Below are 16,274 nucleotides of genomic sequence, written 5' to 3' on the forward strand. Positions count from 1 at the left end.
CCGCCGGGACCGCCGGCGCTGGCCCCCGGCGAGACGGCGCCGCCGCCGCCGCCGACGCGGCCGCCGGTGTACGTTCCCGCGCCCGGCGAACCTCCCCGGCCCGCGAGACCCGGTCAGCAAGCGGGCCAATGATGAACCGCGCCGTGAACCGCCGCAATGCCCGCATCGGCGTGGCCGCTCTGCTCGTGCTCACTTTCGTCGCCGGGGTGGTGGTGGCATGGCAGGCCGCCGCCGCGACCCGCAAAACAACGGTGGTCGGCTACTTCAAGAACAGCAACGGCATTTTCGTCGGCGACGAAGTGCGCATCCTCGGGGTGCCCGTCGGCGCGATCGACAAGATCGAGCCGCAACCCGAGCGGGTCAAGATCACCTTCTCCTACGACGCCAAATACCAAGTGCCCGCCGATGCCAAGGCGGTGATCCTGTCCCCGTCGCTGGTCACCGCGCGTGTTATCCAGCTGACACCGGCCTATACCGGCGGGCCGCAGCTGCCCGACCACGCGGTGATCCCGATGGAGCGCACCGCGGTCCCGGTGGAGTGGGACGACCTACGTCAGGACCTGGCGAAGCTCACCCAGATGCTGCAACCGAGCCAACCCGGCGGGGTGAGCGCGATGGGAGCGTTGCTGAACACCGCCGCCGACAACCTGCGGGGCCAGGGAGCGACCATCAGAGAGACCATTGTCAAACTGTCCCAGGCGGTTTCGGCGCTCGGCGACCACAGCAACGATATCTTCAGCACGGTGAGGAACCTGTCGATTCTGGTGTCGGCGCTACAAAGCAGCACCGACCTGATGCGTCAGCTGAACCAGAACCTGGCCACCGTGACCGGGCTGCTGACCAACGACCCCGATGAGGTTGCCAACGCGGTCGCGGCGCTGGCCGACATCGTCGGCGACGTCCGCGGCTTCGTGGCCGAAAACCGGGAGGCGCTGGGCGAAACGTCGGACAAGCTGGCGTCGGTGTCCACGGCGCTGAACGACAGCCTCGACGACATCAAGCAGGCGCTGCACATCGCCCCGACCGAGTTGCAGAACTTCATGAACATCTACCAGCCGGCGCAGGGCACCCTCAGCGGAGCGCCGGCGTTGAACAACTTCGCGAACCCGATTGCCTTCTTGTGCGGGGCGATCCAAGCGGCGTCGCGGCTGGGTTATGAGCAGTCGGCGAAGCTGTGCGTCCAATATCTGGCGCCGATCATCAAGAATCGGCAATACAACTTCCCCCCGTTGGGGGAGAACTTGATCGTCGGTGCGGTGGCGCGGCCCAACGAGGTCACCTACAGCGAGGACTGGATGCGGCCGGACTATGTTCCCCCGCCTTCCAATTCACCTGCAACCGTTGATATTCCATCGTTACCGGCGGAGGTGCATCCGACCGATCCCGCCGCCGGGCTGCGCGGCTTGCTGCTGCCCTTCGAAGGAGGCTCCTGATGGGTGCGGTGTGGCGTCTGGGCGCGGTGTGCGCGCTGGCGGTGCTGGCTGTGACCGGTCTGGCCGGCTGTGGTTGGCGAGGCCTCAACTCGATCCCGTTGCCGGGCACCGCGGGCCGCGGCCCCGGCTCGTTCACCATTCAGGCGCAATTGCCGGACGTGGGCACCCTGGAGCAGAACTCCCGCGTGCAGGTCGGCGACGTCACGGTGGGCAACGTCACCAAGATCGAGCGGCAGGGCTGGCATGCGCTGCTGACCATCCGGCTCGACGGCGACGTCGAGCTGCCGGCCAACGCGACCGCCACCATCGGCCAAACCAGCCTGCTCGGCTCGCTGCACATCGAACTGGCCCCGCCCACCGACGTCGCGCCCCGGGGCAAGTTGACGCAGGGATCCCTGATCCCGCTGTCGTCGGCCGGCAGCTACCCGTCGACCGAGCAGACCCTGGCCGCAGTCTCGCTGCTGCTCAATGGTGGTGGTATCGGCCAGATTCAGGACATCACCGAAGCCTTGAGCGTCGCGCTGGCCGGACGGGCCGCCGACCTACGTAGCCTGATCCAACAGGTGGACCGCTATGTCGGCCTGGTCGGTGACCAGACCGGCGACATCATCGCCGCGGCCGAAAGCCTGAACAACGTGGTCGGCCAGTTGGCGAAGGAACAGCCGGTGGTGGACCGCGCGCTGCGGACCATCCCGGACGCGCTTCGGACGCTGGCGGACGAACGGCAGCAGCTGGTCGATGCGCTCGATCAATTCGCCAAGTTCAGCGCGCTGGCCGCCGACTCCGCCAACCAGACCAAGGACGCTTTGGTCAAGCAGCTGAAAGATCTTGGGCCGGTGGTGGAATCGCTGGCCAATGCCGGTCCGGCCCTGACCCGTTCGCTGAGCTTGCTCACCACCTACCCGTTTCCCAAGGACACGATCAGCAACTGGGCCCGCGGGGACTACGCCAACCTGACGGCCATCATCTACCTGACGCTGAGCCGGCTCGACGCCTCGTTCCTCACCGGCACCCGGTGGGAGGGCAACCTGACCGAGCTGGAGCTGCAGTGGGGCCGCACCATCGGCCAGATGCCAAGTCCCTACACCGCCGGCAATCCGCTTGTCGCTCCGTACCATTGGGATCAGGGGCGTTGACATGCCGCCGTTGTCGAGACGAATCCTCGTCCAACTGGCCATCTTCGTGATCGTCGCGCTCGTCGGCGCGGCGGTGATGATCTTCAACTACATCCAGCTGCCGGCGATGTTCGGTATCGGGCGCTACCGGGTCACCGTGCAGCTGCCGCAAGCCGCCGGCCTGTACCCCAGCGGCAACGTCACCTATCGCGGAACCGAAGTCGGCAGGGTCGAAAGCGTGCGGCTCACCGATACCGGTGTCGCGGCGGTGCTCTCGCTCAAGTCGGGTGTCGACATCCCCGCCGATGTCGACGCCCAGGTGCACAGCCAGTCGGCGGTGGGTGAGCAGTATGTCACGTTGCTGCCGCGCCGGCAGTCCCCACCGCTTAAGGACGGGGATGTCATTCCGGCCGAACGTGTTTCGGTGCCGCCGGATCTGGACACATTGCTGGATACGGTGAACCGGGGCATGGAGTCGATCCCGCGCGACAGCCTGAAGACGACGGTCGACGAGGCCTATACCGCGGTGGGCGGCCTCGGGCCGGATATCGCCCGGCTGGTCACCGGAGCTGGTTCGCTGTCCATCGAAGCGCGCCGGAACCTGGATCCGTTGCTCGCCTTGATCGACCAGTCCAAGCCGGTGCTGGACGCCCAGGCCGACTCGCCGGATGCGGTACAACTGTGGGCCGCGCATCTGGCCGACCTCAGCCGGGGGTTGCAGCGCGACGACACCGCCGTCCGGACCGTGCTGCAACAAGCCGGCCCGGCCGCCGCGGAAGTCCGGCAGTTGTTCGACCGGGTCAACCCGACCCTGCCGGTGCTGCTGTCCAACCTGATCGGCGTCGGTCAGGTGGCGGTCACCTATCACCCCGGCATCGAGCAGTTGCTGGTGCTGCTGCCCCAGGCAGTGGCCACCATCCAGGCGATCGGCGTGCCCAACCGCAACACCAAGCAGGGTTACAAGGGCGTCTTCCTCAGTTTCAACATGCGACTCAACCTGCCGCCGCCGTGCACCACCGGCTACCTGCCGGCCCAGCAGCGCCGCGTGCCGTCCTGGGAGGACTACCCCGACCGCCCCGCCGGGGACCTGTATTGCCGGGTACCGCAGGACTCGCCGAACAACGTTCGCGGCGTTCGCAATACGCCGTGCGTCGGCCAGCCCGGCAAACGCGCGCCGACGGTCGCGATGTGTGAGAGCGACGAAAGCTATGTTCCGCTCAACGACGGCTACAACTGGAAGGGCGACCCGAACGCCACGCTGTCGGGCCAACCCGTTCCGCAGCTGCCCCCCGGCGCACCGCCCGCACCGGGCATCCCGGCGCCGGTCCCGGCACCGTTTCCGATAGCCGCCGCCGAATACGACCCGGCGACCGGTAGCTACCTCGGCCCGGACGGGCAGGTCTACACCCAGTCCGATCTGGCTGCGGCCCGCGGGAAGGAGCGCACATGGCAGTCGATGTTGCTGCCCCCGAATTGAGCGAGTTGGCGCAGGCGCCGCCCAACCGTCGGGCCACCGCTCGGCCGGCGGTGCTGGCCATGCTGGCGGTGGTGCTCGCGTTGGCCGGGCTGGTTGTTTTCCTGGGATTCCGCGTCCATCAGTCGCAGCAGACCGAGCGGCAGACCGAGCAGCAGAGCAGGCTCTTTCTACAGGCCGGTCGCCAGGGGGCGCTGAACCTCACCACCATCGACTTCCACCAGGCCAATGCCGACGTGCAACGCATCCTGGATGGGGCGACGGGCCAGCTCTACGACAACTTCGCCCAGCGATCGCAGCCGTACCTCGACGTCGTGGTGCGGACCCAGTCGAGATCGGTCGGCACGGTGACGGAAGCGGCGCTGGAATCGCAGTCCGGCGACCAGGCGCGGGTGCTGGTTGCCGTGACCGTGAAAACGTCGAGCATCTATGCGGCCCAAGAGGAATCGCGAGCATGGCGGATGCGGCTGTGGGTGCGGCGGGGGGGGGCGCAGGCCAAGGTCTCCAACGTGGAGTTCGTGCCGTGAGCACGCCGCCGCCGGTAACCGCCGAATCCGACACCGCGACCACCACCGACGCCGCCGCTGAAGCCGCCACTGAAGCCACCACCGAAGCTCACCGCCGGACCCGGTGGCCGCGGCTGTTGGCCTACGGTGTGCTGCCGGGCCTGGCGTTGTCGCTCGCGCTGGCGGCCGGTTTCCTGAAGTGGCAATGCCCGTCGGCGCCGGACGGCACCGGCCGCATCGAGGTGATCCAGGCGGCGCGGGCAGCGACGGTCGAGTTGCTGTCCTACCGGCCCGACACGGCCGAGCGCGACCTGGGTGCCGCACGTGACCGGCTGACCGGTCACTTCAAAGACGAATACACGTCGCTCACCCGCGACGTGGTCATCCCCGGCGCCAAGCGGAAACAGATTTCGGCGGTTGTCACCGTACCGGCCGCGGCGGCGGTGTCGGCCCAGCCGAATCACGGGGTGGTGCTGCTGTTCGTCAACCAGACCACGATTGTGGGCACCGAAGCGCCCAGCTACACCGCATCCAGCGTCCGGGTGACGCTGGACAAGGTCGACGGACGCTGGCTGATCTCCGGGTTCGATCCGGTCTGAGGTCAATTCCTGCGAGCACCAAGGGGTTTCGTGGCAGACCCGGGCAGCTCGTTCCATCTTCGTTGCAACTCGCGTTCCGCGGCCGTCGGAATGAGGCCGGCGGGCGCGAACAGCTTCGACGGCACCGGCTCATCCTCGGCCAGCGCCCGGCCCGCTCCACGAATTGTCTTGAGCGCCACGATAACCCCGGTGACAAACACCACCACGACGGCTGTCGCGAAGACGATCGACAGGGCGCCCTGGACAAAGGTGTTTCTGATGACGTCGTCGAGCTGGTCGGCATTGGCCGCCGAACCGAACGCCGTCTTGCCGGCGTTTCTGGCCGCCAGATACTGATAGTGCTGAGTCCAGTAGCCGACCGCCGGGTCGGCGGAAAACACCTTCTGCCACGACGCCGTCAGCGTGACGGCCAGATCCCACAGCAACGGCAGCCCGGGTATCCAGGCCCACTTCAGGTGGCCCTTCTTGATGACCACGACGGTGATCACCGTCAGCGAGATCGCCGCCAGCAACTGGTTGGCAATGCCGTAGAGCGGGAACAGCGTGTTGATGCCACCGAGCGGATCGGTGACGCCGAGCAGCAGGATGCTGCCCCAGGCGGCCACCATTGCCAGGCTGCACGACCAGACGCCCGGGCGCCAGCTGGGATTTCGCAGTTTGCGCAGCGGCCCGCCAAGGTTGCTCAGCGCGTCGGAGACCAGAAAACGCGCGGCGCGGGTGCCGGCGTCGAGGGTGGTCAGGATGAACAGCGCCTCGAACATGATCGCGAAGTGGTACCAGAAGGCCTTGAGTTCCATGCCGCCGAACACCCGGTGCAACATGTCGGACATGCCGAAGGCCAACGTCGGCGCCCCGCCGGTGCGGGAGACGATCGAGCGTTCGCCCACGCTGGCGGCGGCCTGACTGAGTTGGTCCGCGGTGGCCGGGTTCCCCCGCAAGCCCAGCCCGTTGACGTACTGGGCGGCGGTGGCCGCGGTGCCGCCGGTCTGGGCCGCCGGGGCGTTGAGCGCGAAGTACAGATGCTGGTCCAGGATCGACGCGGTGAGCAGCGCGATCACCGCGACGAACGACTCGGTGATCATGCCGCCGTAGCCGATCAGGCGCATCTGGCCTTCCTTCTCCAGCATTTTCGGCGTCGTTCCCGACGAGATCAGCGCGTGGAATCCCGATAGTGCGCCGCAAGCGATGGTGACGAACAAGAAGGGGAACAGCGACCCCGCGAACACCGGCCCGTTGCCGGCGCCGGCGAACCGTGACACGGCCGGAGCCATCATGACCGGCCGGACCACCAACACCCCGATGGCGAGCAGTGCGATGGTGCCCACCTTCATGAACGTCGACAGGTAATCGCGTGGCGCCAGCAGCAACCACACCGGCAACACCGACGCCGCGAAGCCGTAGCCGATCAGCAGCCACGACAGCGTTACCGGCGATAGGCTGAACCAGTCTGCGCCCCAGGATGTTTGGGCGACCCAATCGCCGGACACGACGGCGAGCAGCAGGAGCGCCACCCCGATCATCGACACTTCCGCCACCCGCCCCGGCCGCAGGAACCGCAGGTAGCAGCCCATGAACAGGGCGATGGGGATGGTCATGGCGATCGAGAACACACCCCACGGGCTTTGCGCCAGAGCGCGCACCACCACCAGCGCCAGCACGGCGATGACCATGACGATGATGGCCGGAACCCCGATCAGGGCGGCTACACCGGCGGTCGGGCCGAGTTCGTCGCGAACCATCTGCCCGAGGGAACGGCCGCGGCGCCGAGTGGAGATCCATAACACCAGATAGTCGTGCACGCAGCCGGCGAATACCGCGCCGAGCACGATCCACAGCGTGCTCGGTAAGTAGCCCATCTGGGCGGCCAGCACCGGACCGACCAGCGGCCCGGCCCCGGCGATGGCGGCGAAATGGTGGCCGAACAGCACCCGCCGATCGGTCGGCACGTAATCCATACCGTCGTCGAGGAATTCGGCCGGGGTGGCATGATCGTCGCGGGGGCGGACGATCTTCGCCTCGATCAACCGGGCATAGAACCGGAACGCGATGACGTAGGTGCAGCCCGCGGCGACCACCAGCCATACGGCGTTGACCGTTTCGCCGCGGACCAACGCCAGGATCGCCCAGGCGACCGCACCGATCACCGCGACGGCGGCGATGAAGATCTTGTGCTTGAGGGTGATCGGGGAGCGGTCAACGACGGCGACGGGCGGCAGGTCGGCGTCGGTGCGGATGTAGCTGACGTCGCCGGCCACCGGCCCTCCCTCAATGGTGCACGCTCGGGTGTTCCCGGTGATCCTCGCATTACCACGGTGCTGTGCGCAGCCCGGCAACAGGCATACCGCTGGATGATGCCGTTATGGCGATTGCGTGACTACGGCGACAACGACCTGGACCAGGCGATCCAGGTGTGGGACCAAAGCCGCATTGCGGGATCGCCGGAACCGGTTTTCACTGTCGCCGAGGTGATGGCGGCGGCTCGGGCGGGCCAGCCCGCGGTCGTCGTTCGTGGAGCTGTTCCCGTCGCGGCTGGCCGCCGCGGCGCCGGGCGGTCTGGCGGCATCCCTTCGGGAAGTGTTCGCAGAACTCGACGAACTCGACGAACTGGTGCTGTTCATCGACGAGGTCGAGCAGATCGCGGTGCACGCGCCGGTGCCAGCACCGTCGAAACCGGTGTCACCAACGAACTGCTGAAGCTCATCCCGTCGTTCCGTGAGCACGACGGGCGGCTGCTGGTCTGCGCCACCAATTCCGTGCACTCGCTGGACTCGGCGTTCCTGCGGCCCGGACGCTTCGACTACGTCATACCGGTCGGCCCGCCGGATCCGCCGGCGCGCCTGGCGGTATGGAAACGCTATCTGGGCCAAGCCAACTCGGGCATCGACATCGACCGGCTGGTCGCGGCCACCGAGCTGTTCACTCCGGCCGACATCGAGTTCGCCGCCCGCAAGGGAGCGCAGGTGGCCTTCGATCGCGAGATGGCGCATGGCCGCGGGGAGCCGGCGACCACCGAGGACTATCTCACCGCGATCGGCGAGGTCCGGCCGACGTTGACGACGGCGATGCTGGCCGAATTCACCGAGGACAGAGCGCAATTCGCCAGGCTATAGCCGGGTGAGTGTGAATGTGGCGACGCATCACCGGAGTGTCGCGTCACGGGATTCACTGTCGTGCAACGTGGATCAGTACAGCGCGCGTACGGCGTCGATGGTGTCGGCGTCGTCGGGGCCCTTGTCGTCTCGATAACGCAGCACTCGGGCAAACCGCAACGCGACTCCGCCTGGATAACGCGACGACCCCTGCACCCCGTCCACCGCTACCTCGACCACCTGCTCGGGGCGCAGCGCGACGACATACCCGTCGGTGCCACCGATGGCCAGCTCGGTGAACCGGGCGGTCTGCCAGTCCAGCATGGCGTCGGTCATTCCCTTGAAGGTCTTGCCCACCATGACGTATTTGCCACTGGCCGGGTCCCGTGCCCCGAGGTGAATGTTGGACAGCTTGCCGCGACGGCGGCCCGAACCCCACTCCACGGCCAGCACCACCAGATCCAGCGTGTGCACCGGCTTGACCTTGAGCCATCCCGCGCCGCGACGCCCCGCCTGGTACGGCGCTGCGGGCGCCTTGGCCATCACGCCCTCATGACCGGCGGCCAGTGTCGCGTCCAGAAAGGCGGCCGCGGCCGTGGCGTCGGACGTGATCAGCCGGTCCACCCGGTGTCTGACGGGCACCACGGCGTCCAGCACGGCTAGCCGCTCGGTGGTCGGCGCGTCCAGCAGGTCGTCGCCGTCACGATGCAAGATGTCGAAGAAAAACACCGAAAGCGGCTGGGTCGCACGGGCGGCCGCAACATCGACCGATCGACCGAACCGGGACGCGGTGACCTGGAAGCGATGCGGACGGTGGTCGGGTCGCAACGCGATCGCCTCACCGTCGGCCACCAGCACACGCACCGGCAGCGCCAACGTTGCCTCCACTACCTCCGGCAGCCGGGCGGTGACGTCGTCGAGGCTTCGGGTGTAGACGGTGACGTCGTCGCCGGCGCGGTGAATCTGTACTCGGGCGCCGTCCAGCTTTGCCTCGAATATCGTTGTGCCGTCATGACGTTCGAGCGCGTCGGTCACACCGGTCGCGGTCTGCGCCAGCATCGGGCCCACCGGCCGGCCCACCCGCAGGGTGAAGGCGTCCAGCGCTGCCACCCCGCCGGCCAGGCCCGCGGCGGCGACCGCCGGCAGATCACCGGCCAGCATGGCGGCGCGCTGCACCGCGCTGGCGGGGATCGCGGCCGCTTTGGCGACGGCGTCGGTCATGATCCCGGTCAGCGCACCCTGGCGCAGCTCACCGCTGAGCAGCCGTAGCAAGAAGATCTGCTCGGATTCTGTTGCCGCCGAGAACAACTCGGAGACCAGCTGGGCGCGGCGCGCCTGTGAGCCGCTACCCGAGGTGGCGCCGATCTCGGAGAAGGCCGCGTCGACGCCCGCGACGCTCAGCGTCGCATGCCCGGCCGGCGGCGGAAGCGACCGCAACGACGCCCAGCCGACCCCGATGTGCCGCTGCGGCAGTTCCCCGGAAAGCCACGCCACGATGATCGCCACCAGCTCGGCGTCGGGTGCGGCGCGGCGAAGCAGGTCGGCGATGCGTTCGACCTTCCTCAGCCGCGACGAGGTGGCGCCCACGTCAAGTGAGGTAGTGGCCACGTCGAGAAGGAGCACGGTTCAGCTTGGCATGACTCGCCGACAACCGTTGCGGGCCGACACGCTAGCGTGCCTAGATAACGTTACAGATTGCCAGAATTCTGACAAGCCACTATAGGGAGGTCCGGATGGAGATCAGCGGCAAGAAGGTCGTGGTCATCGGCGGTGCGTCGGGGATGGGTCGGGCCACCGCCGAGTTGCTGGCCGAACGTGGCGCACACGTCGCGGTGCTCGACCGCGAGAACTCCGACGGCAAGGCTGTTGCCGAGGGGCTCGGCGGCGCGTTCTACCCGGTCGACGTCACCGATTTCACCGGAACCGAAGAGACCCTGCAAACGGCGGTGGACAACCTCGGCGGCCTGCACGTCGCGGTGACGACCGCGGGCGGCGGCATCGCCAAGCGGACCCTGACCAAGTCCGGCCCCCACGACCTCGAATCCTTCCAGTCGGTCATCGATCTCAACCTCATCGCCACCTTCAACATCAGCCGGCTGGCGGCCGCGCACATGGCCAAAAACGAACCCGAGGACCCCGAAGCAACCGGGGAGCGCGGCGTCATCATCAACACCGCATCCATCGCGGCCTTCGAGGGTCAGATCGGGCAGGTCGCCTACACCGCCGCCAAAGCCGCGATTGCCGGCATGTGCCTGACCATGGCCCGTGACCTGGGATCGATGGGAATCCGGGTGCTGGCCATCGCACCCAGCCTGTTCCTGACCGGGCTGACCGCCATGGTTCCCGACGAGATGGCGGCCCAGCTGGTCAAAGACGCGGCCTTCCCGAAGCGGATGGGCCGGCCCATCGAGTACGCAAAGCTGGCGGCGGCCATCGTGGACAACCCGATGCTCAACGGTCAGTGCATCCGGCTGGACGCCGGCCAGCGTTTCGCGCCCAAGTGACCGACCGAGCCGCCCGGGCCCCCGCCTGGATTGAGTACACTCTTTAGAAAATCAGCAGCACCCGCGACGGCGCGGGGCCGCGCAGTGCCGCGAGGAGGCCCTGATGGGTATCGCACTCACCGACGACCACCGCGAACTCGCCGAGGTAGCCCGCGGGTTTCTGACGGCGCAGAAGGCCCGCTGGGCAGCGCGGTCACTGCTCGACGCGGCCGACGAACAGCGACCGCCCTTCTGGCCGCAGCTGGTCGAACTCGGTTGGCTGGGTCTGCACATCGACGAAGAGCACGGCGGGTCCGGCTACGGGCTACCCGAACTCGTGGTGGTGATCGAAGAACTCGGCCGCGCGGTGGCGCCGGGACCGTTCGTGCCCACCGTCATCGCTTCGGCGGTGATCGCCAACGAGGGCACCGCCGAGCAGAAAACCCGGCTGCTGCCGGGCCTGATCGACGGAACCGTCACCGCCGGCGTGGGTCTCGACGGCCTGGTGCAGGTCACCGATGGCGTCGCCGACGGCGAGGCGGGTGTCGTCCTGGGTGCCGGGCTGGCCGATCTGCTGCTGGTCACGGCTGGGGACGACGTGCTGGTGCTCGACCGCGGCCGGGCGGGTGTGTCGGTAGACGTGCCGGCGAACCTCGATCCCACCCGGCGCTCCGGGCGCGTTCGGCTGACCAAGGTGAGCGTCAGCGCCGACGACATCCTGGCGGGGGCACGCGAATCGGCGCTGGCCCGGGCACGGACGTTGCTGGCCGCCGAGGCGGTCGGCGGCGCGGCCGACTGCGTCGACGCCGCCGTCGGCTACGCCAAGGTGCGCCAGCAATTCGGCCGCACCATCGCGACTTTCCAAGCGGTCAAACACCATTGCGCCAACATGTTGGTGGCGGTGGAGTCCGGCATTGCCGCGGTGTGGGATGCCGCCCGTGCGGCATCCGAAGATGAAGAGCAGTTCCGCCTGATCGCGGCGGTGGCGGCGGCGCTGGCGTTTCCTGCCTATGCGCGCAACGCCGAGCTCAACATCCAGGTGCACGGCGGCATCGGGTTCACCTGGGAGCACGATGCCCATCTGCACCTGCGCCGAGCGCTGATGACCGCTGGATTGCTCGGCGGAGACGCGCCGGCCCGCGATGTCTTCGACCGCACCGCGGCCGGGGCCAGTCGGGTCAACAGCCTGGACCTGCCGCCCGAGGCCGAGGAGTTGCGCACCCGGATCCGCGCCGACGCCGCCGAGATCGCGGCTCTGGACAAGAAGGCGCAACTGGACACGCTGATCGAGACCGGGTACGTCATGCCGCACTGGCCCAAGCCGTGGGGCCGCGCCGCGGATGCGGTGGAGCAGTTGGTGGTCGAGGAGGAGTTCGGTAAGGCCGGCATCAAACGCCCGGACTACTCGATCACCGGCTGGGTGATTCTGACCCTGATCCAGCATGGAACACCTTGGCAAATCGAAAGATTCGTGGAGAAGGCGCTGCGTCAAGAAGAAATCTGGTGCCAGCTGTTCTCCGAGCCCGACGCCGGCTCGGACGCCGCGTCGGTCAAGACCCGCGCCACCCGGGTGGACGGCGGCTGGAAGATCAACGGGCAGAAGGTGTGGACCAGCGGGGCCCAGTATTGCGCCCGCGGCCTGGCCACCGTGCGCACCGACCCGGACGTCCCCAAGCACGCCGGCATCACCACGGTGATCATCGACATGAAATCGCCCGGCGTCGAGGTGCGCCCGCTGCGACAGATCACCGGCGGCTCGGAATTCAACGAGGTGTTCTTCAACGACGTGTTCGTTCCCGACGAGGACGTCGTCGGAGCGCCCAACTCCGGGTGGACGGTCGCACGGGCGACGCTGGGCAACGAGCGAGTCAGTATCGGCGGCAGCGGGTCGTTCTACGAAGGGCTGGCAGCCAAACTGGTGCAGCTGGCCCATCGGAGAGCAGATCGGTTGGCGGGAGCCGAGGTTCGGGTCGGGTACTTCCTGGCCGAAGATCACGCGCTACGGCTGCTGAACCTGCGCCGCGCGGCGCGCAGCGTCGAAGGTGCCGGCCCGGGACCGGAAGGCAATGTCACCAAACTGAAGCTGGCCGAGCACATGATCGAAGGCGCTGCCCTCTCGGCGGCATTGCTGGGGCCCGAGATCGCGCTGCTCGACGGTCCCGGTGCGGTGGTCGGCCGGATGGTCATGGGCGCGCGCGGCATGGCGATCGCGGGGGGCACCTCCGAGGTGACCCGCAACCAGATCGCCGAGCGCATTCTCGGTATGCCGCGCGACCCGTTGATCAACTAGGGCTCGGCGGGGCAGGGCCTGCGATCGCGAGCAGACGCAAAATCGCCCAAAATCGCGGATTTTGGGCGATTTTGCGTCTGCTCGCGGGGCTCGCGGGGCTCCCGGTGCCCTAAGTGCGGGGCGCGAACTGCGGGGCCCCGCCGGAACCTCGCTCCGGCCGGATCTCGACGGGCATTCCGCACGTCACCGAATCCGGTTCACACCCAACGATATTGGCGGCAACACGGAGCCCGCTCTGTTCGCTGAGTTCCACCAGAGCGATCACATAGGGGGTCGGGATGTCCGGGTTGTATGGGTGGTAGTTGACCGTGTAGGTGAACACCGTGCCGCGCCCGGACACCGGCCGTGCCACCAGCGGGCCTCCGCAGCCGCGGCATTCACCGGTCGCCGGATGCGCCCATCGCGCGCAGTGGTCACAGTGCTCGATGAGCAGCGGCTGGCCAGACACGCTCAATACAGTACACTCTATTGATTCGTGGACGGATGGCCTGGCGGGCGGTGCACGTGAATTATTTCGAGAAGGACGCGATCCTGTCCGGCCTGGGCATTTCGCGCATCGGGCGGCGCACCGGCATCCCGGGGCTCGAGTTGACCATGGAAGCGGTGCGGGCCGCCATCGACGACGCCGGTCTGGTCGCCGCCGACATCGACGGCATCGCGACCCTGGGCGACACCCCCGCCGCCGAGGTCAACGCCGAGCTGCGGATCGACGCGGGGGATTGCGGATCCGGCTTCGGCACGGGCGGGTTGCTGAATCCGGTGATGTCGGCGTGCCGGGTGGTCGCCGAACGGCGCGCCCGCCATGTGCTGGTCTATCGGACCATCCAGATGCTGGGCGGCAACGTCCCGGTGCGACCGCAAGACGATGCGCCGGCCCCGCCGCTGGCGCGGATGCTGGACCTCCCCGAAGGCGCCCCGCGGCCCGCCGTCGGGCCGATGGACGACATCACCGATCTGATTGCCGCACACGCCTATTCGGCGGCGAACTGGCTGGCGCTGAATTGCCGCCGGCACATGGAGCTCTACGGAACCACCAAGGAGCAGTTGGGCTGGGTTGCCCTCAACGGCCGGCGCAGCGCGGCGTTGAATCCGCTGGCGGTCTACCGCGAACCTATGACGATGGCCGACTATCTGGGCACGCGGCCGGTGTCGACGCCATTCGGGCTGCTGGATTGCGATGTGCCCATTGACGGATCCATCGCGGTGGTGGTCTCGAGTGCCGGGTATGCCCGCGATTGCCCGCACCGGGCCGTGGCGGTCGAGGCGATCGGTGGATCCTCCGGCGCCGGTGGGTGGTTTCATCGCGACGACTATCCCAAGATGGCGATGTCGGACGCGGCGGCGCAGATGTGGTCGCGAACCGAACTGACACCGGCCGACCTGGACGTCGCCCAGCTGTACGACGGCTTTACGTTCCTGACGATCGCCTGGCTGGAGGCGCTGGGCATCTGCGCCGACGGCGACGCCGGCCCGTTCGTCGAGGGCGGGGCGCGGATCGCCCGGGACGGCGAGCTGCCGTTGAACACCTACGGAGGCCAACTTTCGGCGGGGCGGATGCACGGCTACTGGGCGTTGCACGAGGGATGTCTGCAGTTGCGCGGCGATGCGGGGGAGCGCCAGGTGGCTCGGCGCCCGGAGGTCGGCGTGGTGTCCGTGGGCGGGGGTCCGGTGGCCGGATGCATGCTGCTGACATGCTGAACATCGTTGTGGGGCAGCTCCATTGAGTGTCGAGCCACCGGCAGCCCGCACCGACAAGCGAGCCGCGCGGATCGCCCGCTGCATCGAGACCGAGGTCGTCCGCCGCGGCTGGCCAGTCGGGGCATCGCTGGGCTCGGAAGGCGCTCTGCAAAAGCGATACGGCGCCAGCCGGTCGGTGCTGCGCGAAGCCGTTCGGCTCGTCGAGCACCATCAGGTGGCGCGGATGCGTCGCGGACCCAACGGCGGCCTGCTCATCTGTGCACCCGATGCCGGACCGGCGACCCGCGCGGTCGTCATCTATCTCGAATACCGGGGCACCACCCTGGACGACCTGCTCGAGGCGCGCCTGGTGCTCGAGCCGCTGGCCGCCGCTCTTGCCGCCGAACAGATCGACGAAGCCGGAATCGAGCGGCTGCGGGCGGTGTTGGCTGCCGAGCAGCGGCAGCCGGGGTTGCCCGGCGCCCGCGACGAGTTCCATGTGGCACTGGCACAGCAATCGAAAAACCCTGTCCTACAGCTGTTTATCGAAGTCTCGATGCGACTGACCAGGCGCTACGCGCTGGCCTCGCGGACCGACTCGGCGACCGAGGCGCTGGAGGCGCTGGACCGGCTGCACCACGACCATTCGGGAATCGTCGCGGCAGTCACCGCCGGTGATTCCGCGCGCGCCACGGCGCTCAGTGAGCGGCACGTGCAAGCGGTAACCGCCTGGCTGCAGCGGCATCGGCGCGGCGACCGGTCCGGGCGGGCACACCCCCGACAGGTACGGCGGCCGGACCCCGAGGCGCCCCGCGGCAAGCTGGCCGAAGTGCTGGCCGCCGCGATCGCCGACGACATCGCCGCCAGCGGTTGGCAGGTCGACTCGGTTTTCGGAACCGAGGCCGCACTGCTGGAACGTTATCGGGTGAGCCGCGCGGTGCTGCGGGAAGCGGTGCGGCTGCTGGAATTCCACACGATCGCCCATATGCGTCGGGGCCCCGGCGGTGGGCTGGTCGTCACCCGCCCCCAGGCGCGGGCCAGCATCGACACCATCGCGCTGTACCTGCAGTACCGCAAGCCGAGTCGCGAGGACCTGCGCTGCGTGGGGGATGCGATTGAAATCGCCAACGTGGCAAGAGTCGTGCAGCGTCGTGACGAGCCAGAGGTGGCGGACATGCTCGACACGCTGGACCCGTCCACGGGTTTTGCCGCCGACGCGGCCGCAGGCCGAGTGCGTAAGGCCGCGGTCGAGGAATTCCGGTTCCACATCGGGCTGGCTGAGCTGGCCGGTAATGCGCTGCTGGAGCTGTTTCTGCGGATAATCGCCGAACTATTTCGCCGGCACTGGTCCAGCACCGGAGGTCAGCCACCGACCGCGGCCGACGTCGTCGCGGTCGAACACGCCCACCTGCGGATTCTGCAGGCGATCCGCGGCGGCGACGACAGCCTGGCCCGCTACCGCATCCGTCGCCATCTGGACGCGGCGACGTCGTGGTGGCTCTAGAACTCGGTCGAGCCAAATTCGCGCATAATCAACACCCCCGGCGGGTACATGCTTACCTGAACGAAAAGCCGGTCCAGCAGGGTGCCGGCGCAGGGGCGGGAGCG

The 16,274-nt window shown here is 68.1% G+C and carries 14 protein-coding genes and 1 pseudogene; 12 read left to right on the forward strand and 3 right to left on the reverse strand.

Annotated features, from left to right (window positions below):
• The first annotated feature begins 131 nt into the window (after positions 1 to 131).
• From B4U45_RS23045 to B4U45_RS23065, 5 genes are read left to right on the forward strand one after another with little or no spacing between them, the layout of a single operon-like run.
• Entirely contained in the window at positions 132 to 1,433 is a 1,302-nt protein-coding gene (locus B4U45_RS23045; protein WP_075546517.1) for a virulence factor Mce family protein, read from the forward strand.
• Entirely contained in the window at positions 1,433 to 2,569 is a 1,137-nt protein-coding gene (locus tag B4U45_RS23050; protein ID WP_219859513.1) for an MCE family protein, read from the forward strand. The genes B4U45_RS23045 and B4U45_RS23050 overlap by 1 nt, the downstream gene beginning before the upstream one ends.
• Position 2,570: 1 nt before the next feature.
• Positions 2,571 to 4,025 (forward strand): MCE family protein, encoded by a 1,455-nt coding sequence (locus B4U45_RS23055; RefSeq protein ID WP_075546515.1) that lies wholly within the window; start codon positions 2,571 to 2,573, stop codon positions 4,023 to 4,025.
• Complete coding sequence (locus B4U45_RS23060) at positions 3,995 to 4,549, forward strand: mammalian cell entry protein (protein ID WP_219859514.1); 555 nt, start codon at positions 3,995 to 3,997, stop codon at positions 4,547 to 4,549. Before B4U45_RS23055 ends, B4U45_RS23060 begins: the two co-directional genes overlap by 31 nt.
• Positions 4,546 to 5,127, forward strand: coding sequence for a hypothetical protein (locus tag B4U45_RS23065; protein ID WP_241780210.1), 582 nt, complete (start codon positions 4,546 to 4,548; stop codon positions 5,125 to 5,127). Before B4U45_RS23060 ends, B4U45_RS23065 begins: the two co-directional genes overlap by 4 nt.
• 2 nt (positions 5,128 to 5,129) lie before the next feature.
• On the opposite strand, the gene B4U45_RS23070 is transcribed toward B4U45_RS23065, so the two are convergent.
• Complete coding sequence (locus B4U45_RS23070; RefSeq protein WP_082275348.1) at positions 5,130 to 7,397, reverse strand: carbon starvation CstA family protein; 2,268 nt, start codon at positions 7,395 to 7,397, stop codon at positions 5,130 to 5,132.
• 238 nt (positions 7,398 to 7,635) lie between these two features.
• Between B4U45_RS23070 and B4U45_RS29575 the strand changes: the two genes are divergently transcribed.
• The 3 genes and pseudogenes from B4U45_RS29575 (at position 7,636) to B4U45_RS29585 (ending at position 8,237) form a co-directional block, all read left to right on the forward strand.
• The gene (locus B4U45_RS29575) at positions 7,636 to 7,821 is read left to right on the forward strand and encodes a hypothetical protein (RefSeq protein WP_241780217.1); all 186 of its coding nucleotides are present in this window, start codon (positions 7,636 to 7,638) and stop codon (positions 7,819 to 7,821) included.
• A 5-nt stretch (positions 7,822 to 7,826) separates the two neighbouring features.
• Positions 7,827 to 7,880, forward strand: a pseudogene (locus B4U45_RS29580) (hypothetical protein); the annotation flags it as partial.
• A complete protein-coding gene (locus B4U45_RS29585) occupies positions 7,881 to 8,237 on the forward strand; it encodes an ATP-binding protein (RefSeq protein WP_241780215.1) in 357 nt (118 codons plus the stop codon).
• A 72-nt stretch (positions 8,238 to 8,309) separates the two neighbouring features.
• Here the strand turns inward: B4U45_RS29585 and B4U45_RS23080 are convergent, their stop codons facing one another.
• Positions 8,310 to 9,839, reverse strand: a complete 1,530-nt coding sequence (locus B4U45_RS23080; RefSeq protein ID WP_075546513.1) for an ATP-dependent DNA ligase — start codon at positions 9,837 to 9,839, stop codon at positions 8,310 to 8,312.
• A gap of 110 nt (positions 9,840 to 9,949) precedes the next feature.
• On the opposite strand from B4U45_RS23080, the gene B4U45_RS23085 reads away from it, so the two are divergent.
• Positions 9,950 to 10,720, forward strand: coding sequence for an SDR family NAD(P)-dependent oxidoreductase (locus tag B4U45_RS23085; protein WP_075546512.1), 771 nt, complete (start codon positions 9,950 to 9,952; stop codon positions 10,718 to 10,720).
• 103 nt (positions 10,721 to 10,823) lie between these two features.
• Positions 10,824 to 12,989, forward strand: a complete 2,166-nt coding sequence (locus tag B4U45_RS23090) for an acyl-CoA dehydrogenase family protein (protein ID WP_083135051.1) — start codon at positions 10,824 to 10,826, stop codon at positions 12,987 to 12,989.
• A gap of 109 nt (positions 12,990 to 13,098) precedes the next feature.
• On the opposite strand, the gene B4U45_RS23095 is transcribed toward B4U45_RS23090, so the two are convergent.
• Positions 13,099 to 13,437 carry a Zn-ribbon domain-containing OB-fold protein gene (locus B4U45_RS23095; protein ID WP_075546510.1) on the reverse strand — a complete coding sequence of 113 codons (339 nt, stop codon included), beginning with the start codon at positions 13,435 to 13,437 and terminating at the stop codon, positions 13,099 to 13,101.
• A gap of 56 nt (positions 13,438 to 13,493) precedes the next feature.
• Between B4U45_RS23095 and B4U45_RS23100 the strand changes: the two genes are divergently transcribed.
• Together B4U45_RS23100 and B4U45_RS23105 are read left to right on the forward strand one after the other, a co-directional pair.
• On the forward strand, positions 13,494 to 14,687 hold the full coding sequence (locus B4U45_RS23100; RefSeq protein ID WP_075546565.1) for a thiolase family protein: 1,194 nt from the start codon (positions 13,494 to 13,496) through the stop codon (positions 14,685 to 14,687).
• Positions 14,688 to 14,709: 22 nt separating this feature from the next.
• Positions 14,710 to 16,170 (forward strand): FadR/GntR family transcriptional regulator, encoded by a 1,461-nt coding sequence (locus B4U45_RS23105; RefSeq protein WP_075546509.1) that lies wholly within the window; start codon positions 14,710 to 14,712, stop codon positions 16,168 to 16,170.
• Positions 16,171 to 16,274 lie beyond the last annotated feature (104 nt).

Source organism: Mycobacterium persicum (assembly GCF_002086915.1).
Classification (GTDB): domain Bacteria; phylum Actinomycetota; class Actinomycetes; order Mycobacteriales; family Mycobacteriaceae; genus Mycobacterium; species Mycobacterium persicum.

What these genes read in the sequence shown, in the direction of transcription:
- B4U45_RS23045 (WP_075546517.1), top strand. Translation starts at nt 132, where the DNA reads ATGAACCGCGCCGTGAACCGCCGCAATGCCCGCATCGGCGTGGCCGCT.
- B4U45_RS23050 (WP_219859513.1), top strand. Translation starts at nt 1,433, where the DNA reads ATGGGTGCGGTGTGGCGTCTGGGCGCGGTGTGCGCGCTGGCGGTGCTG.
- B4U45_RS23055 (WP_075546515.1), top strand. Translation starts at nt 2,571, where the DNA reads ATGCCGCCGTTGTCGAGACGAATCCTCGTCCAACTGGCCATCTTCGTG.
- B4U45_RS23060 (WP_219859514.1), top strand. Translation starts at nt 3,995, where the DNA reads ATGGCAGTCGATGTTGCTGCCCCCGAATTGAGCGAGTTGGCGCAGGCG.
- B4U45_RS23085 (WP_075546512.1), top strand. Translation starts at nt 9,950, where the DNA reads ATGGAGATCAGCGGCAAGAAGGTCGTGGTCATCGGCGGTGCGTCGGGG.
- B4U45_RS23090 (WP_083135051.1), top strand. Translation starts at nt 10,824, where the DNA reads ATGGGTATCGCACTCACCGACGACCACCGCGAACTCGCCGAGGTAGCC.